The sequence below is a fragment of the Nocardia bhagyanarayanae genome (assembly GCF_006716565.1).
Taxonomy (GTDB): domain Bacteria; phylum Actinomycetota; class Actinomycetes; order Mycobacteriales; family Mycobacteriaceae; genus Nocardia; species Nocardia bhagyanarayanae.
In genome coordinates this window covers 2653891-2671709 of the sequence record NZ_VFPG01000001.1, presented here as the reverse complement: position 1 = coordinate 2671709, position 17819 = coordinate 2653891, and the positions used below count along the sequence as shown (strand labels likewise).

Here is a 17819-nt window from a genome sequence, read left to right as displayed (position 1 = left end):
CGTGGCGGAAATGCAGTGTCCGAAATGTCGTGGATTGATGCAGACGTACAACCGCAGCGGCGTGCACATCGAGCAGTGCGGTAACTGCCGGGGGATCTTCCTGGACTACGGCGAGCTGGAGAACCTCACCCGGCTCGAGTCCGGCTACGCGGCCCCGCCGCAGCCACCGGCCGCCCCCGCGCCCACGTGGGGAGCGCCCGCTCCGCACTACGGGCACGGCCACCACCACAAGCACCGTTCGTTCGGCAAAGTTCTGTTCTCCTCCTGAGTGACCGCGTCATCGGTTCGGCGGACGGTATTCCGCCGGACCGGTGTGGGATTCCGCTCAGGCGTGGCTGCCCCACGCGGACCCCGTGCGGCATAGGGTCGAAATCATGACCGAGGAGACGCAGTACCGCATCGAGCACGACACCATGGGCGAGGTACGGGTCCCGGCGCACGCGTTGTGGCGCGCGCAGACCCAGCGGGCCGTGGAGAACTTCCCGATCAGCGGACGCGGCTTGGAGCGCGCGCAGATCCGCGCGCTCGGACTGCTCAAGGCCGCGTGCGCCAAGGTGAACAAGGATCTCGGCCTGCTCGACGCCGTCAAGGCGGACGCCATCATCGCCGCCGCGAACGAGATCGCCGCGGGCGAACACGACGACCAGTTCCCGATCGATGTCTTCCAGACCGGCTCGGGCACCAGCTCCAACATGAACGCCAACGAGGTGATCGCCTCGATCGCCAAGGCCAACGGCGTCGACGTGCACCCCAACGACGACGTGAACATGTCGCAGTCGTCCAACGACACCTTCCCCACCGCCACGCACGTCGCGGCGACCGAGGGCGTCATCAAGGACCTCGTCCCCGCGCTCGAGCATCTGCGGCTCGCGCTGCTGGACAAGACCGAGGAATGGCGCACCGTGGTCAAGTCGGGCCGCACCCACCTGATGGACGCCGTCCCGGTGACCCTCGGCCAGGAGTTCGGCGGCTACACCCGCCAGGTCGCGGCGGGCATCGATCGGTTGATGGTGACGCTGCCGCGCCTCGGCGAGCTGCCGATCGGCGGCACCGCGGTGGGCACCGGACTCAACGCGCCCGCCGGTTTCGGCGCGAAAGTCGTTGCGGAACTGGTGAAGTCGACCGACATCGACGCGTTCACCGAGGCCATCGACCACTTCGAGGCGCAGGCGGCGCGCGACGGTCTCGTCGAGCTGTCCGGCGCGCTGCGCACCGTCGCGGTGAGTCTCACCAAGATCGCCAACGACATCCGCTGGATGGGTTCCGGTCCGCTCACGGGTCTGGCCGAACTCCAGCTGCCGGACCTGCAGCCGGGCAGCTCGATCATGCCGGGCAAGGTGAATCCCGTGCTGCCCGAGGCGGTCACGCAGGTGGCGGCACAGGTCATCGGCAACGACGCGGCGGTCGCGTTCTCCGGCGCGAACGGCGCCTTCGAGCTGAACGTCTACATCCCGGTGATGGCGCGCAACGTGCTCGAGTCGATCCGCCTGCTGGCCAACGTGTCCCGGCTCTTCGCCGACAAGTGCGTGCGCGGGCTGACCGCCGACGTGGAGCGCCTGCGCAGGCTGGCCGAATCCTCACCGTCCATCGTCACCCCGCTGAACTCGGCGATCGGCTACGAGGAGGCGGCCGCGGTGGCCAAGGAGGCGCTGAAGGAGAAGAAGACCATCCGGCAGACGGTGATCGATCGCGGCCTGCTCGGCGACCGCCTCACCGAGGCCGAGCTGGACCGCCGCCTCGACGTGCTGTCGATGGCGCAGGTGAAGGACACGAAGTAACGCACGAGGGCGCCGGACGAAGCGAATTCGTCCGGCGCCCTCCGCGATTCGGGATCAGCGCATCTCGATGAGCGATCAGGCGGGCGAGTACGCGCGCAGGTGCTCCAGCTCCGCGCGTGCCTGCTCGCCCTCGGGACCGAGGTCGGCCCGGTCGAAGACGTTCCAGCGGCGCAGCAGCGGCGCGAAGACCAGCTCGCCTTCCTTTGCGCGGTCGTAGATGCCCGCCTCGGCCAGCACCTCGTCGCTGCTGCGGCCGTCCGGCAGCGTCACGCTCGGCACCTCGAAACCGGCGACCCGGTCGGCGATGGCGCGCATGGTCTGGTCGGGCGCGATCGCGAACGCCGCGGCGACCAGGTCGGCGAAGAACACCGACTGCAACTCGTCGTCGGCCGCGATGCGCTCGGCGATGGCGGTGACCATCGGGTTCTCGTTCAGCGCGGCGGTGTTGCGGTGCCGGATCGCCGACGCCGCCTCCTCGAACGCGGCGTTGGCGAGAACGTCGAGCAGGTGCAGGGCGGGACGGCGGAACCCGGTCGTCATGTGCGCCATCCGCTGGCGTTCCAGGTCGACCGGATCCACCGACCTGGTGACCATCAGGTAGTTGCGGATCAGGATCTCGTGCCGGTTCTCCTCGGCGGTCCAGCGGCCGACCCAGCGCCACCACGGACCGATGCGCAGGTACTTGCCGATCTCGCGGTGGTAGGACGGCAGATTGTCCGCGATGAGCACGCTGACGGTCAGCGCCAGCTTGGCGATCTCGCCGAGCTCGGACTGTTCCGGGGTCCAGTCGTCACCGCCGAGGAAGGCGAAGTTGCGGCCGTCGTCCCACGGCACGTAATCGTGCGGCTGCCATCCGTCGGCGACGGCGATGTGGCGTCGCAGATTCGATTCCACCTCATCCGCGAGCGCCTCGAGCAGTTCGCGGTCGGTCAAGTGATTTTGCACGCTCACAACCTAGCTGTTCGGCCCGCGGCGCGGGACTCTACCGATGGGAATCAGGACGACGCCCGAGACGCGGCGGTGCGCTGTCTCGGGCGTCGCAGGGGGTCCGACTACTTCATGGTGACGGTGGTCTGCCCGTTCACCCAGGTGATGGTGCCACCGCTGAACTCGCTCTTCTTGCCGCCGGGGATGTCGGTCTCGTCGCTGACCGGGTAGCCGAGCTCGCCGGCCGCGCCGCCGTTCTCCTCCCACGCCTTGCGGATCTCGCCCCAGACGATGTGCGGCTCGCCGTCCTCGGGCTCGTAGATCGTGCCGCCGACGAAGTCCTGGTACTTGCCGTTGTTCGGGGCGCTCTCCTGGGCCTCGATCGGCGCGCCCAGCGGGCCGTCCGGGCCGCCCGCCTCCATGTACTTGTCGTAGATGTCGCCGGAGACGGTCACCTCTTCGCCGCCGCCCTGGGCTGGGATCCTGGTCTCGTCCGCGGCCTCCGGGGTCATATCCCCGGTGTCGCGGTCATCGGTGTCGGGATTGTCGGTGCCGTGCGCCTCGGTGTGGGTTGTCGCCCCCGCTCCGGTCGTCATGCCGAGCGTGGGGGTGGTGAAGACGGTGTTCGAGTCGTTGGTGTCGTCGTCACCGCATCCCGCGATGAGCAGCGCGGCGGCCGCGAGCGCCACCGTGAATCCAGCCGTGCGTCGAGCGTGGTGCATATGTCGTCCCCTCTCGAGTGTGGCTCCGACGGCGCCCTGACACCGGCACCGCGCGTAGCCTAGGCCGATGTTCGGCAACGGCCCGGCGAATCGACTTCGACGCGCCGGGCCGTTGCCCAACTGGTAACTCGGCGGATATTACCCACTCGATGTGAGGCGAAACACACCCTGAGCGTTAGCTCGGATGCACCTCGAGCTCAGCTCAGGAGTTCGGTCCGTACTCCTCGAGCATCTCGGTGACCAGCGCCGCGATCGGCGAGCGCTCGCTGCGCGTCAGCGTGATGTGCGCGAAAAGCGGGTGTCCCTTGAGCTTTTCGATCACCGCCGCCACGCCGTCGTGCCTGCCGACGCGCAGGTTGTCGCGCTGGGCGACGTCGTGGGTGAGCACGACGCGCGAGCCGGTGCCCAGCCTGCTGAGCACCGTGAGCAGCACGTTGCGTTCCAGCGACTGCGCCTCGTCCACGATCACGAAGGAGTCGTGCAGCGAGCGACCGCGAATGTGGGTGAGCGGCAGCACCTCCAGCATGTCGCGGCTGAGCACCTCCTCCATCACCTCCGGCGAGGCGAGACCGTCGAGGGTGTCGAAGACGGCCTGCGCCCACGGACCCATCTTCTCGCTCTCGCTGCCCGGCAGGTAGCCGAGATCCTGGCCGCCGACCGCGTAGAGCGGACGGAACACCACGACCTTGCGCTGCGTGCGCCGTTCCAGAACGGCCTCCAGACCTGCGGTCAACGCCAGCGCCGACTTGCCGGTGCCCGCCTTGCCGCCGAGCGAGACGATGCCGACGCTCTCGTCAAGCAGCAGGTCCAGCGCGATGCGCTGTTCGGCCGAACGCCCGTGCAGACCGAACGCCTCGCGCTCGCGCACCAGTTGCACGCGCTTGTCCGGCGTCACCCGGCCCAGCGCGCTCGAGCTGGTGCCGAGCAGCCGGATTCCGGTGTGGCACGGCAGTTCCCGCGCCTGGTCGAGGTCGATCACGGACTCGGCGTAGAGCTGGTCGATCTGGGAGGACGCGACATCGATCTCGACCATCCCGGACCAGCCGGAGGTCACCACGTCCTGCGCGTGGTACTCGTCGGCGTGCAGACCCACCGCGCTCGCCTTGACGCGCAGCGGAATGTCCTTGGACACCATGACGACCTCGCGACCTTCGGCCGCGAGATTCAAGGCGCAGGCAAGAATCCGGGAATCGTTGCTTTCCGTGCGGAAGCCCACCGGCAGAACCGTGGGGTCGGTGTGATTGAGTTCCACCTGCAGCGTTCCGCCCTCGGTGCCGATCGGCACCTGCTCGTCCAGCCTGCCGTACTGCAGGCGGAGGTCGTCCAGGTTGCGCAGGGCTTCCCTGGCGAACCAGCCCAGTTCGTGGTGGTGCCGCTTGGCCTCGAGTTCGCTGATGACGACCAGCGGGAGGACGACATCGTGCTCGCCGAACCTGGTGAACGCCCAGGGATCGGAGAGCAGGACCGAGGTGTCGATGACGAAGGTCTTGGCACCGGGAGTGTGGGAGAGCGAGGGGCGGGCCCCCTTGGTGTCCGAAGAGACAGCGGCGCGCTTTCCTGTGCCAGCGGAACGGGAGTGCGCCGAGGGGGCGGAAACGGAGCGTGCAGCAGTCACGGTGGGCTCCTTTTGTGTCCACACGGCACCCGCGTGGACGATCTCGCTGGACCGGTCCGTCCTTCTGGATCCGACTTGCGTCAGATGCCACGAGGGCCGGGTGCCGGCCCCCTCGTACTGAGTAGCTCAGTCACGGTCAGGACCTCCCGTACGAACCACACCGACGCGGTCCGCATCTCCGAAGTTACCGCCGACTGGCCGGTCCGCGCTCGGGGAAGGTCCGTCGTGTCGGTGAAGATCCCGTTAACGCGCGGCTCGACGGGTCGCCGAATTGGTTGTCGCCGCAGCTCACCGGGTTGGATAAAGTCGCATCATGGCCGGTAACGAGGAATTCGAGAACCTGTCGTCCAAGGAGCTGCACGACCGGGCGGTGAAGCTGGCCGTGCGCCGCGGGGACATCAAATACCTGTGGCGGCTGCTCACCCGCATTCCCGCCGCCGAGGCCGCCGCCGGGAACGTCGGCGAGAGCGAGGCGGACATCAAGTTCGTGCTGCCGTTGATCGACGACTACATCCACGCGGGCGACGGCGCGGTGGCCGAGCAGCTACGGCCCTTCTACCTGGACTACCTGGTCGCGCATTCGTGACCCTCGGCGGCCGCGGCAACACGGCCGCGACCGCCCGGCGACCGCACCGAAAGCGGTTCCGCACCGGGCGAACTCGGCGATGTGAAGGGCGGAGTCAGCGGCGGGCGAAGGCCGAGCGGAGGAGTCCGACGGCGGTGCCGCGCAGGAAGTTCTCCCAGCTGAAGTGGTCGTGCCACAGCACGATTCGGCCGTCGCGCAGTTCGAAGGTGCCGGTCACCCAGAACCCGATCTCCACCGGACCGAACCGCAGGTAGTCGGTGCGGTCGGTGAGCACGATGTCGCCGTTGCCCGCGATGTGGTGCATATCGACGCGGAAGCCGAACATCGGGCGATCGAGCCCGCGCAACACGCCGCCGACGCGCCGGATGCCGCGCACGTCCGGTAGCGAGGTGTTCTTCCAGACGATGTCGGGATCGAGCAGTTCCAGCGCCTCGCCGACCGCACCCAGCTCCAGGGCGGCGAAGAACTCCCGCACCGTGGTGATCGCGTCCTGCTGCAGTTGGAGTTCGTCGGACATGGTTCGACTCTAGTCATCACCGCCGGACGAAGTCCGTCGAAAGCCGCGCATGGCCGGAGCGAAGGCGGAGGTACGCTCAGGCCGCCGGGCCGCTCTATGTGGTGTCGTTTTCGGCCGCCCGGCGCGCGACAAGTACGGCGAGGCCGTCGAGGACGCGCTCGATGCCGAAGGACAGGGCGTCGCCGGGTTCGCCGGCGTAGGGCGGGTTCGCCGAGCGGGCCGCTTCCTCCGCGAAGGCCGCCTTGACCGCGGGATAGCGATCGGCCGCGGCGGCCACCGTCTCGGTGAACTGCCGCAGCACCTGCTCGGCCAGGTCGGTCTTGGCCGCCGCACCGACCTGCTGGGCAAGGCTGCGCACGTGGCCGTTGAGCAGGACCACAGTGTCCAGCCGCTCGGGTCCGGTCAGCCCCGTGCCGTCCATCGCGACCACCGCGGCCTCCAGCCAGCCCATCTCGTTGGGACCGATCGGGCGCGCTCCGACGGCGAGCTCGAGCGTCCACGGGTGCGCGCGATAGCGCTCGAAGATGGCCAGCGCCCAGCCGCGCAGAGCTTCCCGCCAGCCGGCCGGTTCGCCCGGCGATTCGGGCGGCTCACCCAGCGCGGTGTCCAGCATCAGCGCGATGAGCTGTTCCTTGCCGGGCACGTAGCGGTACAGCGACATCTTCGTGAAGCCGAGTCGTTCGGCGAGGCGCTGCATGGACAGGTTGACCAGGCCCTCGGCGTCGGCGAGCGCGATCGCTTCCGCCACGATCCCGGCCAGCGTGAGCGAGGGCTTCGGTCCGCGCCGCGGCGGCTGCCTGGTGCCCCACAGCAGTTCCACGGTGGTGGGTGACGACATCGGCGAATCCTCCAGGACGAACGGCTTGACCCGGAATTGTGTCTACCATACGCTAATTTGCGTCCACCGGAAACAGAATACGGCGGACGCAATTCAACTCTTCAGGAGAAACCATGCGCCACCAGTCCGTTCTCGTCTCCGGCGCCGGTATCGCGGGCCCCGCCCTCGCGTATTGGCTGCACCGGTACGGGTTCGACGTCACCGTCGTCGAGCGCGCCGCGGCGCCGCGACCCGGCGGGCAGGCCGTCGATTTCAAGGGCCGCACCCACCGCACCGTGCTCGAGCGGATGGGCGTGTGGGAGGAGATCTGGGAGCACCGCACCGGCGCGTCGGACGTGGTGTTCGTCGACGGACGCGGTGGGCGGCTCGCGCTCATGTCCGGTGACTTCACCGGCGGCGACGTGGAGATCCTGCGGGGCGATCTCGCCGAGATCCTGTATCGGCGCACGGGCGACTGCCAGTATGTCTTCGGGGATTCGATCGCCGGGCTCACCGAGACCGCCGACGGCGTGGACGTCACCTTCGAGCGCGGAACGGAGCGCACCTTCGATCTCGTCGTCGGGGCCGACGGAATCCATTCCCGGGTGCGGCGTTTGGCGTTCGGACCGGAGCGCGAGTTCGTGCGGCACCTCGGGCACTACTACTGCGTCGCCGGGGCGAGCCCGTGGAGCGACTCGGCGACGCCGCGCGAGCGGGCCGTCTCCTACGGGTACAACGCGCCGGGACGGCTCGCGATCAGCGGCGGCTCGAAGGCCCAGCAGCTGTACCTGTTCGCGGCGCCGGAACTCGAGTACGCGCGGGACGACATGGACGCACAGCGGCGCATAGTCGCCGAGCACTACGCGGGGCTCGGCTGGGAGGTGCCGCGGATGCTCGCCGAGCTCGCCGAGTTCGACGACGTCTACCTCGATTCGATGGGACAGGTGCGGATGGACCGCTACACCGCGGGCCGAGTCGCGCTCGTCGGTGACTCGGCGTACGGAAGCACACTGGGCGGCTTCGGAACCGGGCTCGCGGTGGTCGGCGCCTACGTGCTCGCGGGGGAACTCGCGCTCGCGGACGGCGACCACACCGTAGCCTTCGCCCGCTACAACGAGATCATGCGCCGGTACGCCAAGATCGCGGGCAACTCCAACGCGGGCCGGTTCCTCGCGCCGACCACCGCCCTCGGCATCCGCCTGCGCAACTGGTTCCTCGGCTCCCGGCTGTTCACGCTGATGGCGAAGTACGGCGACAACGCCGCCAACGACATCGACCTGCGCGACTACTCCGCCCTGCTGGCGGCGCGCTGAACGGATTTCTCGAGTTTCGGTGGAACCGCTCCGCGCGCGGGCGCGTCTATTAGGTTCAAACGGCACTGACGGAAGGGGCCACCGCGATGGCAGTGCACGGAACCGACGGCCGCGCGATCACCAATCCCGAGAACGCGCAAAGCTTTTCCCACGCGGAGATCAAAGCCGCCGCCGACGGGATGAACCCCGGCGGGTCGATAGCCGCCCAAGACGCATGGGCCGCGCTGTCCGCGGTGGTGATCGCCGCGGGCGAGCAGTTCGGCTCGGCACTACAGCGGGCGGTCGACCAACGGTGGGAAGGCGCCGCGGCGGACGCGGCGGTGCGCGGTGTCCGCGACTTCCTCGGTCGGCTGGGGGAACTCGGCGCTGCGCTGGGACGGCAATCGGAGCCGATCGCGGCGGCGGCGAGCGCGGCGGCGCAGTTCAAGGCTGCCATCCCGGATGTAGTTGGAGCGAGCGGGAATTCGGTCGCGCCGGAGGAGCGCAACGCGCGAGAGGACCAGGCGCGCGACGATATGAACCGGCTGTACATCCAGCCGTACGGTGCGACGGCGTCGCGGATTCCGACCTTGCCGTCGCCGGTGGGGGCGGGTGATGCCGGAATGGACGGTCTGCTCGGGGGCGCGCTGATGGGTACGGACCGAGTGACCGATTCCACTGCGGGAGAGGGGGTTTCGGCCCCTGACCGCCAGGGATTGCTCGGGTCGCCGACCTCCACGGCGGATACCGGAACTGGAGCGCAGTCCGGACATGGGGCGGAGACGCAGCTGGGAGCCGGGGCCCAAGGGGCGAACGGCGCGCAGCCGGGGACTGGGGCGCAGCCCGAGAACGTGGCGCACTCCGGGGACGGCACGCCAAGCGGAGCCGGAGACTTGGGCGCCGGAGCCCAGCACGGGAACGAGGCGCAGCTCGGGACGGGAGCGCATTTGCTCGGTGCCGGAGCACAACCCGAGCCCGGAGCGCATCCGGTGAACGGCGCGCCCATGGGGACCGGAGCGCACACTGAAAACGCCGCGCAGCCCGGTACCGACGGTCAGTCCGAGTCCGGAGCCCAGTCGGCGAGCGCGGCACAGCCGGGAACCGGAACGCAGACCGGGGACGGCGCACAGCCCGAGAACGGCGCACGGCCGGGGTCCGGTGCGCAGCCGGAAGGTGTTGCGCAGCATGGTGTCGAAGGACAGTCCGGATCCGGCGGCCAGCCCGGAAACGGGGAACGGCCAGGAACCGAGACACAACCTGGTGTCGAGGGGCAAGGCGGGCACGGCGCGGAGCCGGGGACCGGTGCTCACGCCGAGAACGGCGCGCAGCCAGGAACCGACGGACAGCCAGGATCTGGTCCCGACCACCTCGTCGGCAACCAGACCGGAGCACAAAATGCGGTGGTGACGGAAGCATCTACCGGTCAGGGTGCGGCATCGAATCACGACCCGTCGTCCGGGGACAACGGCATGCGCCCCTCGAGGACGACCGATCCCGACTCGGTCGCGGCACAGTCTGTTTCCGCACAACAAGCAGCATCTCCGTCGCCGAGCTCCTCCGCACCGTCCCCGACGTCCGCAGCTCCCGCGCCCGCCGCACCACCCACGACGTCTGCGACTCCCGCGCCCGCCGCACCGCTCCCGACGCCCCCGGCTCCCGCCCCCTCCGCACCGCCTCTCGCGTCGGTAGGTCCCGCGCCCGCCGCGCCTTCCACGGCTTTCCCATCCCTCGGCACGTCGCAACCCACATTCTCGACGCCGACCCCACCACTCACACCGAACGCGCCCATCGGCCCATCCCCCGTCGCAGGACCGCCACCTCCGCTCGCCCCCGCCGCGCTCCACGACCCCGCCCGCCCCTCCGCGCCTATCCCACCACCCACCGCCCCGGCGCCGCCACCGAGTCCCGGCTCCTCCGTACCCGCCCAACCCGCGGCAACACCGAATCCCGCACCCCCATCGGGTGTTCCGGCCCGCACAGGCATCCCCGGCTCCACCGGCTACGCGGGGCTCATGCCGTCCGCGCCGCGAACCCGCGCCGAGGAGGACGGCGAGCACCGGTCGGCGAAGTACCTGCGCTCCGAGGAGCACGGCCAGGAGTTGATCGGTGAGACACCCAAGACGGTCCCGCCCGCGCTGGGAGCCGACTGATGGCGCAGTGGATACTCTCGGCCGAACAGTTCGCGGCGGTGTGGTTCGGCACCGGGCTCGATCGGATGCCGTTCCCGTTCCGCTTCACCAGCCGCTTCCCCGGCCTCCGCGAATACCAGGCGTATCAGCGCGATTTCCGCACCGAGCTGGAACACGACGAGCACGTTCCGCTGCAACGCGCCATCCAGGTGCTGGCCCGGCCCGATTGGCGCATCGAGCTCTTCGGCATCGACAACCGGCGCGGCGGCGCGGAGCTGCGCGCCATCGGCTGCGCCCAGCGGGGTGGTTCCGGCGTCGTCGCGTTGCAGAACCCGGCGCCGGACGGCGGCCGAATTCGCCTGCGCCGCTGCCGAACCGACCAGCTCGCCACCGAGCTCGTCCGGCTGCTCCCCGACCACAAGCCGGGCACCGTCGCCGAAAGGACCTACCTCCTCGACGATCTCGCCGACGATCGCCCCGACCCCTTCGGCACCACACCGGCCGACGCGACCAGAGATCGCTATCGCCGCTTCTGGCGTCAGCCGTGCACGACCCGCGGCGCCGTCACCGTCTTGCTCGGCCCACGCAACGCCGATCCCCTGCGCACCGGCAAACTCCGCTGGATCGACACCGACGACGGCCGCTACTGCGAAGTCCCCGCCAACCGCGCCCTCATGATCCGCCCCGCCACCACCGCCGACATCGCCCGCTACCTGGACGAATCGATCATCCGAGCCCGCGCCCGCATGGACGGATGAGGCCGAGTGCCGGAGCGGAGGCGAGGGTTCGACGTAGGTTGGGGTAATGACAACACGAGATGAGATCGAGTCGTTTCTCGACGAGTATCAAGCCGCGTTGAGCGCGTTCGACGCCGAACGGTCCGCAGCCCTCTGGGGGACGCCGGGCACCATTCTCAGTGACGGCTTCGTGGGCTCGCTGTCCAGCAGGGCCGAGATGGCGCAGGGACTCGCCCAGTCGTATCCCTTCTATCAGCGGCTCGGGCTCAGCCGGGTCGGCCACACGCTGCTCGAGCACGTCGATCTGACGCCGCTCATCACGCGAATCCATGTCCGCTGGCACTTCTACGACGAAAACGAGGATCTGCTCACCGACGGCGACTACGAGTACCTGCTGCGGCGCGACGACGAGACATTGCACGCCTACGTCGCGGTGGCCATCGACGAGATGGAGAAACTCACGAAACTCGCCGCGGACAAGGGGATCGATCTCTCGGCGGGCTAGCCGGTACACCGGTCTTCACCCGCCCACGACGATCGTCAGCGGACGGCGGGACACAGTCGCAGCACCACCTCGTCGCTTTGCTCCGACCGCGTAGGAGCCATCGACCTGTACCCGCAACACCAGCGCCGGCTGTACGACCCACCGAAAAGCGAAACGCCCCCCGGCATCCCAGGGGCGTTCGCGACATCTATGGCTCAGCCGAGCAGACGCCAGTCCTCCAAGCCCTGGTAGAGCGGCACGCTCTGGGCCAGCTTGGTGACGCGCCCGCGCAGGGTGTCCACATCCGAGCTGCCGACCAGCGCGGTGGCGATGATGTCGGCGACCTCGGTGAACTCCGCGTCGCCGAAGCCGCGGGTGGCCAGGGCGGCGGTGCCGATGCGCAGACCCGAGGTGACCATCGGTGGGCGCGGGTCGAACGGAACGGCGTTGCGGTTCACCGTGATACCGATCTCGTGCAGCAGGTCCTCGCCCTGCTGGCCGTCGATCGCGGAGTTGCGCAGGTCGACGAGCACCAGGTGCACGTCGGTGCCGCCGGTGAGCACGCTGATGCCCTTGTCCTTGACGTCGGCGCCATTGAGGCGCTCGGCGAGGATCTTGGCGCCGGAGAGGGTGCGCTGCTGGCGGTCACGGAACTCGTCGGTCGCGGCGATCTTGAACGCGGCGGCCTTGGCGGCGATGGCGTGCATGAGCGGACCGCCCTGCTGGCCGGGGAACACCGAGCTGTTCAGCTTCTTGGCGAACTCCTGCTTGGCCAGGATCAGACCGGAACGCGGACCGCCGAGGGTCTTGTGCACGGTCGAGGAGACGACATCGGCGTAGGGCACCGGGGAGGGGTGCAGACCGGCGGCGACCAGACCGGCGAAGTGCGCCATGTCCACCCACAGGTAGGCGCCGACCTCGTCGGCGATCTCGCGGAACGCGGCGAAGTCCTGGTGCCGCGGGTAGGCCGACCAGCCTGCCACGATGACCTTCGGCTGCGCCTCCTTCGCGATCTTGCGCACCTCGTCCATGTCGATGCGGTGGTCTTCCTTGCTCACCCCGTACGAGTGCACCTCGTAGAGCTTGCCGGAGAAGTTCAGCCGCATGCCGTGGGTCAGGTGACCGCCGTGCGCGAGGTCGAGGCCGAGCAGCTTCTCGCCCGGGTTCATCAGCGCCATCAGCACCGCCGCGTTCGCCTGCGCGCCGGAATGCGGCTGCACGTTGGCGAATTCGGCGCCGAACAGTTCCTTGGCGCGGTCGCGGGCGAGGGTCTCGACGACGTCGACGTGCTCGCAGCCACCGTAGTAGCGACGGCCCGGGTAGCCCTCGGCGTACTTGTTGGTCAGCACGCTGCCCTGCGCCTGCAGCACCGCGCGCGGCACGAAGTTCTCCGAGGCGATCATTTCCAGGGTGTCGCGCTCGCGGGCGAGTTCGCCTGCCATCGCGGCAGCGAGCTCGGGATCGAGCTCACCGAGAGACTGAGTATTGACAGAGGCGGTCGTCTGCGTCACGGGCCTCAGTCTATTGGGGCAGGGTCGAGCTTCCGGCAGGGGGCCGGTCAGCGGATACGCAGCAAGGTCGCGAGGTTGTCCTGGACGTCGTCGAGCGGGCGGGTCGATTTCGTCGCGCGCGCCTGGACGATGGCGCCCTCGACCGCGCTGATCACGAAGCTCGCAACCGACCTCGCCCGCGCGGCGTCGATACCGCGACCGGTCAGCCCGGCGGCCAGCAGTTCGGTCCAGTCGGCGAACGCGCTTCCCGCGGCGGCCTGCACGGTCGGCTCCGACTCGGCGAGCGCGGCGCCGACGATCGGGCATCCGGCGGTATAGGCGCTGGTCTCCAGGGCTCGTTTCCACCAACCGACGAGCGCGGCGACCCAGTCCGCGGGCTCCCCCGAGCGGGTCACCGTTTCGATGACGGACGACATCCTCCGGCCCGCCACCTCGGTCGCCGCGACGACCAGCTCGCTCTTGCCCGCCGGAAAGTGCTGGTAGAGCGAGTTTCGCGAGGCATTGCTCCGGTCGAGCAACGCGGCAAGCCCGGCGCCGTGCACGCCGTGCTCGCGCACCAGCTCGATGGCGCCCTCGATCAACCGGGCGCGTGGGCCCTGCGTCATGGTCGTCCCTCTCTCCGACACCTTGCGTGAACCGATCGGTCCATGCTCCAATCATGACAGATGTGGACCGATCGGTTCATCGAAAGGACGGAAATCCATGAGTTCGCCCGCGCAGATCGATCCGACCCAGCTTTCGGGCCTCGAGTTGCTGAAGACCGCTATGTCGCTCGAGGACCGCCCGCCGTTCATCGGCGACCTGCTCGGCATCGAGGCCGAGACGCTCGAGCACGGCAAGGTGGTGTTCAGCCTGCGAACCCGCCCTGAGTTCGCCAATCCGCTCGGCACCACACACGGCGGCATCTGCGCGACGCTGCTCGACTCGGTGCTCGGTTGCGCTGTGCACACCACCCTGGAAGCCGGCGTCGGCTACACCACTTTGGAGCTGAAGATCAACTACATCCGCTCGGTGCCCACCGACGGACGCAAGCTCACCGCCACCGGCACCACCATCCACGTCGGGCGCACCACCGCGACGGCCGAGGGCCGCGTCGTCGACGACCAGGGTCGTCTGGTCGCCCACGCCACCACCACCTGCGTCATCTTCCGCTGAGGAGTACGACAGTGACCGAACGCGACACACTGCGAAAGTTCAAGCGGGAGCGGATGATCGGCCGCTACATCGCCAATCCGGCCGTGGCGGCGCTGGACCGGCTCGGCATCCGCACCGCACTGGTCTCCGAACTGGAGACCACCGGCGCGAAAACCGGTCTGCCCCGGCGGGTTCCGGTGACCGCCTCGTTCGACGACGAGGGCGCCTGGATCATCTGCCAGCACGGTCCGCGCGCGGGCTGGGCGCGCAACATCACCGCCGACCCGCGGGTCCGGCTGCGGCGCGGCGACCGCTGGTACACCGGCACCGCGACGTTCGTCCCCGACGACGACGTGGTGGCAAGGGCGCGCAGCTTCGCCACCGGCAGGATCGCGCGGCCGGTGCTCGCGTGGACGATCAAGGCGTTGGAGACCGAGCCGATCTCGGTGCGCGTCACATTCTCGGCCGCCGACCAACCTCACTCGAGGTGACCTCGACCGCCTCAGGCGCGGTGAAGGTCACCCGGAGTCGGTGATCAAAGCCTGCGGCCACCTGCCATTGGTTTTGGGGGCTGCACGGGCCGTAACGAGACGCACCGCGTGGACCGGTTTCACAAGTGACGTCGTCCCCGTCGAACCACGAGGAAATCACCATGCCGCATTTCGTCTCCGTCCCGAACAACCCGATCGAAGCGCTGCTGCGGACGTTGTCCTTGCTGATGTGCTCCCTGTCCTCCGGAGAAGGGTGCGCTGTCATCCAGTAGGGGTGCGCCGCCCTCCGATGACGAAGCGTGCGCCCGCGCCGAACCATCGGCGCGGGCGCGCGTTCACATGGCGCGCAGCGCGCCGGGGGTGAGCGGCTCGTCGAGCAGCCGCCGGAAGCGGTCGGCGCGATCGTCGGCGTCGACGGCCCGGTCCAGCCAGCCGCCGAGCAGGCGATACCCCTCGACGTAGGTGCTGATGTAGGCGCGCCACAGCGGCGAGGAGAGGAACCGCAGCGACTGGCGCGCCCGCTCCGGCGTCGTCAGATTCCACTGCTGCAAGAACTCCGCGACCTCGGTCTCGTCGCGACGGCGATCGTGCAGCAGCAGCGCCGCGTCCTGGCGCACGGCGAGCAGTTTCGCCGAGGCCGTGGACAGGCGCTCGGCGCGGTCGCCGTCGAACCGCAGACCCAGATCGGCGTAGATCTCCTGCGCCCACTTCCCCCAGCCCGGGCCCACGATCGAGCGCAACGCCAGATCGGCGAGCCCCTCGGCCATCAGGCACTGCGGCGTGTTGACCAGGAACAACGTCTGCTCCGCCTGACCGGCCGCCACCAGACCGGCCTCCTTGCGGCAGTGCTCGGTGTGGTGGCCGGGGTAGGACTCGTGCGCGATCAGGTGCGGCAGGTTCGACATGTGCTGCCGCAGATCGGAGTTGATCGCGACCTTGGAGTGGTAGTTGCCCAGGTAGTAGTTGAATCCGGACCACGGCTTGTCGCCGACCACCTCGTAGGTGACGTGCTCGTGGTCGGGCAGCGGGTATCGCTCGCGCACCAGTTCGCGCAGCGCGCCGGAGAACGCCTCGACGCAAGCGCTCAGCCGTTCCGGCGGGATCTCGTCCGCCTTGCGGTGCGCGGCGACTCGCTCGGGCAGCGGTCCGTCGCCCGCCAGCACCTCGTCCATCTGGCGGTGCGCGTCGCGATAGTCCTCGACCTCCCCGGGGGCGATGTCGACGTCGAAATAGGCGCGCACCTCGTCGACGAAACCGATGTCGTCGCCCGCGAACTTGCGGCCCGAGCACTCCAGCGCTCGCAGGTGCACGTCGAGGAACTCCACGCGTTCCGAGGACAGGCCCGCGTCGGGCAGCGCCGCGCGCAGATCGGCGGCGCGCCGCGCGAGATCACGGGGCTGCGGCGCGGGGGCGTTCTGCACCTCCCTGCGCAGCTGCGGGTCGCCGGTGTAGGCGTCGACGAAACCTTCCTCGAGCCGGTCGAAAGCCAGGCCGAGTCGCAGGTACTCGGTGACGAGGGGATGCGCTTCCATGCCAGCCGACAGTAGCCGGAACCGGCCTGCGGATCGAGGTGGTTACCAGCGGGTAGCGGTACCCCCCGTTTCACACAGTGCCGGTGCAGAGGAGAATTCGACCATGCGGCGAGAGCTAGATCCAATCTCACAGGGCCGAGTCGGCTTGTGTGCGTGTTTGCCGAAACGGAGCGTCGGGTAAGTGGCACGAATGAGCGAGCCGAGCCCCTATGTGGAATTCGACCGTAAGCAGTGGCGAACACTGCGCAAATCGACTCCACTGGTGCTCACCGAGGAAGAACTGATCGGGCTGCGTGGTCTCGGCGAACAGATCGACCTCGAGGAAGTCGCGGAGGTCTATCTGCCGCTCGCTCGTCTCATCCACCTGCAGGTCGCCGCGCGCCAGCGCCTGTTCGCGGCCACCGCGACCTTCCTCGGGGAGACGCATCCGGACCAGCAGGTGCCGTTCGTGATCGGTGTCGCGGGCAGCGTCGCGGTCGGAAAATCGACCACCGCGCGTGTGCTGCAGGCGTTGCTGGCCCGCTGGGATCACCATCCGCGTGTGGATTTGGTCACAACCGACGGGTTCCTTTATCCCACGGCCGAGCTCACCCGCCGCGGCATCATGCACCGCAAGGGTTTTCCGGAGAGCTACGACCGGCGCAAACTGCTGCGCTTCGTCACCGAGGTGAAATCCGGCGCGCCCGAGGTGTGCGCGCCGGTGTATTCGCACAATTCCTACGACATCGTGCCCGGCAAACTCCACTGCGTGCGCCAGCCCGATATTCTCATCGTCGAGGGACTGAATGTGCTGCAAACCGGTCCGCGCCTTATGGTTTCGGATCTGTTCGATTTCTCCATCTACGTCGACGCCCGCATCGAGGACATCGAAAACTGGTACGTGCAAAGGTTTCTCACCTTGCGCGAGACCGCCTTCGCCGACCCCGCCGCCCACTTCCACCACTACGCGGGCTTCACCGACGAGCAGGCGACCGCCACGGCCAAAGAGATCTGGAACTCCACCAACCGCCCCAATCTCGTCGAGAACATCCTCCCCACCCGCCCCCGCGCCACCCTCGTCCTCCGCAAGGACGCCGACCACAGCATCAACCGCCTTCGCCTGCGGAAGTTGTAACCCTTTCGATCACAAGCGGATTCAGCGCGTCGGCTCGAGGATGCTCAGAAGCAAAACGGAGAGCGGGATGAGTCGTCTCCCGCCTCGGCCCCGCGCAAGCTCGCGACACCTGAGCGTTGCAGCCGGGCCGCCGTCTCCCGCAGCGCGCGATCCACGAGTCCCACTGCGACGCCGCAGGATTCCAGCACCGCGGTGTCCGGTAGCGCGGTCGGCATGTCCTCGACGGGCGGCCGACCCGCGGCGGCCACCCGGAACCCCGCCGCTGCGAAAGCGCCCGCCAGCGTGTGCGCATCATCGTGATTGCTCGGACCCATCGGCCACCCCCCTTTCCAACCCTGTCGCGCCCTACAGTAACCCAGCCGCCAATTCGGTCCACGCGCATTCCAATCCTGGCGGCTCCCACCTAGGCTCGGCTGAGGCGTACCTCCGCATT

General features: G+C 68.9%; 20 protein-coding genes and 1 pseudogene. 11 read left to right on the top strand and 10 right to left on the bottom strand.

All coding sequences use genetic code 11. The features are described from left to right. The first annotated feature begins 10 nt into the window (after positions 1–10). Together FB390_RS11280 and FB390_RS11275 are read left to right on the top strand one after the other, a co-directional pair. A complete protein-coding gene (locus FB390_RS11280; RefSeq protein ID WP_141808913.1) occupies positions 11–268 on the top strand; it encodes a TFIIB-type zinc ribbon-containing protein in 258 nt (85 codons plus the stop codon). 106 nt (positions 269–374) lie between these two features. Beyond that, entirely contained in the window at positions 375–1778 is a 1404-nt protein-coding gene (locus tag FB390_RS11275) for a class II fumarate hydratase (RefSeq protein ID WP_141808912.1), read from the top strand. 75 nt (positions 1779–1853) lie between these two features. On the opposite strand, the gene FB390_RS11270 is transcribed toward FB390_RS11275, so the two are convergent. The 3 genes from FB390_RS11270 to phoH2 form a co-directional block, all read right to left on the bottom strand. Then, positions 1854–2723 (bottom strand): acyl-ACP desaturase, encoded by an 870-nt coding sequence (locus FB390_RS11270; protein WP_141808911.1) that lies wholly within the window; start codon positions 2721–2723, stop codon positions 1854–1856. Between the two features lie 107 nt (positions 2724–2830). Next, the gene (locus FB390_RS11265) at positions 2831–3427 is read right to left on the bottom strand and encodes an LGFP repeat-containing protein (protein ID WP_141808910.1); all 597 of its coding nucleotides are present in this window, start codon (positions 3425–3427) and stop codon (positions 2831–2833) included. Positions 3428–3629: 202 nt separating this feature from the next. Next, on the bottom strand, positions 3630–4904 hold the full coding sequence (gene phoH2 / locus FB390_RS11260) for an RNA 5'-3' helicase PhoH2 (protein WP_246124275.1): 1275 nt from the start codon (positions 4902–4904) through the stop codon (positions 3630–3632). 451 nt (positions 4905–5355) lie between these two features. Here phoH2 and FB390_RS11255 point away from each other — a divergent pair, with 451 nt between their 5' ends. After that, positions 5356–5628 carry a hypothetical protein gene (locus FB390_RS11255; RefSeq protein WP_141808908.1) on the top strand — a complete coding sequence of 91 codons (273 nt, stop codon included), beginning with the start codon at positions 5356–5358 and terminating at the stop codon, positions 5626–5628. 94 nt (positions 5629–5722) lie between these two features. On the opposite strand, the gene FB390_RS11250 is transcribed toward FB390_RS11255, so the two are convergent. After that, the gene (locus FB390_RS11250; RefSeq protein WP_141808907.1) at positions 5723–6145 is read right to left on the bottom strand and encodes a limonene-1,2-epoxide hydrolase family protein; all 423 of its coding nucleotides are present in this window, start codon (positions 6143–6145) and stop codon (positions 5723–5725) included. 94 nt (positions 6146–6239) lie between these two features. Then, positions 6240–6983, bottom strand: a complete 744-nt coding sequence (locus FB390_RS11245; protein WP_141808906.1) for a TetR/AcrR family transcriptional regulator — start codon at positions 6981–6983, stop codon at positions 6240–6242. A 113-nt stretch (positions 6984–7096) separates the two neighbouring features. On the opposite strand from FB390_RS11245, the gene FB390_RS11240 reads away from it, so the two are divergent. Together FB390_RS11240 and FB390_RS34835 are read left to right on the top strand one after the other, a co-directional pair. Then, complete coding sequence (locus FB390_RS11240) at positions 7097–8275, top strand: FAD-dependent monooxygenase (protein ID WP_141808905.1); 1179 nt, start codon at positions 7097–7099, stop codon at positions 8273–8275. A gap of 86 nt (positions 8276–8361) precedes the next feature. Then, positions 8362–8658, top strand: a pseudogene (locus tag FB390_RS34835) (PPE domain-containing protein); the annotation flags it as partial. On the opposite strand, the gene FB390_RS33485 reads toward FB390_RS34835, so the two are convergent. After that, entirely contained in the window at positions 8545–9621 is a 1077-nt protein-coding gene (locus FB390_RS33485) for a hypothetical protein (protein ID WP_185757002.1), read from the bottom strand. The pseudogene FB390_RS34835 and the gene FB390_RS33485 overlap by 114 nt on opposite strands. A 645-nt stretch (positions 9622–10266) precedes the next feature. Here FB390_RS33485 and FB390_RS33480 point away from each other — a divergent pair. From FB390_RS33480 to FB390_RS11225, 3 genes are read left to right on the top strand one after another with little or no spacing between them, the layout of a single operon-like run. Continuing rightward, positions 10267–10404, top strand: a complete 138-nt coding sequence (locus tag FB390_RS33480; RefSeq protein ID WP_185757001.1) for a hypothetical protein — start codon at positions 10267–10269, stop codon at positions 10402–10404. After that, positions 10404–11141: an ESX secretion-associated protein EspG gene (locus FB390_RS11230; RefSeq protein ID WP_141808903.1), complete on the top strand. Its 738-nt coding sequence runs from the start codon at positions 10404–10406 to the stop codon at positions 11139–11141. The genes FB390_RS33480 and FB390_RS11230 overlap by 1 nt, the downstream gene beginning before the upstream one ends. A 46-nt stretch (positions 11142–11187) precedes the next feature. Beyond that, positions 11188–11625, top strand: a complete 438-nt coding sequence (locus FB390_RS11225; RefSeq protein ID WP_141808902.1) for a hypothetical protein — start codon at positions 11188–11190, stop codon at positions 11623–11625. A gap of 194 nt (positions 11626–11819) precedes the next feature. Here FB390_RS11225 and glyA read toward each other — a convergent pair whose 3' ends face one another. Then, complete coding sequence (gene glyA / locus FB390_RS11220; RefSeq protein ID WP_141808901.1) at positions 11820–13115, bottom strand: serine hydroxymethyltransferase; 1296 nt, start codon at positions 13113–13115, stop codon at positions 11820–11822. A 47-nt stretch (positions 13116–13162) separates the two neighbouring features. After that, a complete protein-coding gene (locus FB390_RS11215; protein WP_141808900.1) occupies positions 13163–13720 on the bottom strand; it encodes a TetR/AcrR family transcriptional regulator in 558 nt (185 codons plus the stop codon). 97 nt (positions 13721–13817) lie between these two features. Here FB390_RS11215 and FB390_RS11210 point away from each other — a divergent pair, with 97 nt between their 5' ends. Both FB390_RS11210 and FB390_RS11205 read left to right on the top strand, forming a co-directional pair. Then, complete coding sequence (locus FB390_RS11210; protein ID WP_141808899.1) at positions 13818–14270, top strand: PaaI family thioesterase; 453 nt, start codon at positions 13818–13820, stop codon at positions 14268–14270. A gap of 11 nt (positions 14271–14281) precedes the next feature. Next, on the top strand, positions 14282–14740 hold the full coding sequence (locus tag FB390_RS11205; protein WP_185757000.1) for a nitroreductase family deazaflavin-dependent oxidoreductase: 459 nt from the start codon (positions 14282–14284) through the stop codon (positions 14738–14740). Between the two features lie 335 nt (positions 14741–15075). Here FB390_RS11205 and FB390_RS11200 read toward each other — a convergent pair whose 3' ends face one another. Next, on the bottom strand, positions 15076–16272 hold the full coding sequence (locus tag FB390_RS11200; protein WP_141808898.1) for a DUF885 domain-containing protein: 1197 nt from the start codon (positions 16270–16272) through the stop codon (positions 15076–15078). Between the two features lie 181 nt (positions 16273–16453). Between FB390_RS11200 and coaA the strand changes: the two genes are divergently transcribed. Continuing rightward, complete coding sequence (gene coaA / locus FB390_RS11195; RefSeq protein ID WP_141808897.1) at positions 16454–17386, top strand: type I pantothenate kinase; 933 nt, start codon at positions 16454–16456, stop codon at positions 17384–17386. A gap of 44 nt (positions 17387–17430) precedes the next feature. Here coaA and FB390_RS11190 read toward each other — a convergent pair whose 3' ends face one another. Continuing rightward, positions 17431–17700, bottom strand: coding sequence for a hypothetical protein (locus FB390_RS11190; RefSeq protein WP_141808896.1), 270 nt, complete (start codon positions 17698–17700; stop codon positions 17431–17433). Between the last annotated feature and the right edge of the window lie 119 nt (positions 17701–17819).

What these genes read in the sequence shown, in the direction of transcription:
- FB390_RS11265 (WP_141808910.1), bottom strand. Translation starts at nt 3,427, where the DNA reads ATGCACCACGCTCGACGCACGGCTGGATTCACGGTGGCGCTCGCGGCC.
- FB390_RS11250 (WP_141808907.1), bottom strand. Translation starts at nt 6,145, where the DNA reads ATGTCCGACGAACTCCAACTGCAGCAGGACGCGATCACCACGGTGCGG.
- FB390_RS11230 (WP_141808903.1), top strand. Translation starts at nt 10,404, where the DNA reads ATGGCGCAGTGGATACTCTCGGCCGAACAGTTCGCGGCGGTGTGGTTC.
- FB390_RS11245 (WP_141808906.1), bottom strand. Translation starts at nt 6,983, where the DNA reads ATGTCGTCACCCACCACCGTGGAACTGCTGTGGGGCACCAGGCAGCCG.
- FB390_RS33480 (WP_185757001.1), top strand. Translation starts at nt 10,267, where the DNA reads ATGCCGTCCGCGCCGCGAACCCGCGCCGAGGAGGACGGCGAGCACCGG.
- FB390_RS11225 (WP_141808902.1), top strand. Translation starts at nt 11,188, where the DNA reads ATGACAACACGAGATGAGATCGAGTCGTTTCTCGACGAGTATCAAGCC.
- FB390_RS11255 (WP_141808908.1), top strand. Translation starts at nt 5,356, where the DNA reads ATGGCCGGTAACGAGGAATTCGAGAACCTGTCGTCCAAGGAGCTGCAC.
- FB390_RS11280 (WP_141808913.1), top strand. Translation starts at nt 11, where the DNA reads ATGCAGTGTCCGAAATGTCGTGGATTGATGCAGACGTACAACCGCAGC.
- FB390_RS11275 (WP_141808912.1), top strand. Translation starts at nt 375, where the DNA reads ATGACCGAGGAGACGCAGTACCGCATCGAGCACGACACCATGGGCGAG.
- FB390_RS11190 (WP_141808896.1), bottom strand. Translation starts at nt 17,700, where the DNA reads ATGGGTCCGAGCAATCACGATGATGCGCACACGCTGGCGGGCGCTTTC.
- FB390_RS11215 (WP_141808900.1), bottom strand. Translation starts at nt 13,720, where the DNA reads ATGACGCAGGGCCCACGCGCCCGGTTGATCGAGGGCGCCATCGAGCTG.
- FB390_RS11240 (WP_141808905.1), top strand. Translation starts at nt 7,097, where the DNA reads ATGCGCCACCAGTCCGTTCTCGTCTCCGGCGCCGGTATCGCGGGCCCC.
- FB390_RS11210 (WP_141808899.1), top strand. Translation starts at nt 13,818, where the DNA reads ATGAGTTCGCCCGCGCAGATCGATCCGACCCAGCTTTCGGGCCTCGAG.
- FB390_RS11200 (WP_141808898.1), bottom strand. Translation starts at nt 16,272, where the DNA reads ATGGAAGCGCATCCCCTCGTCACCGAGTACCTGCGACTCGGCCTGGCT.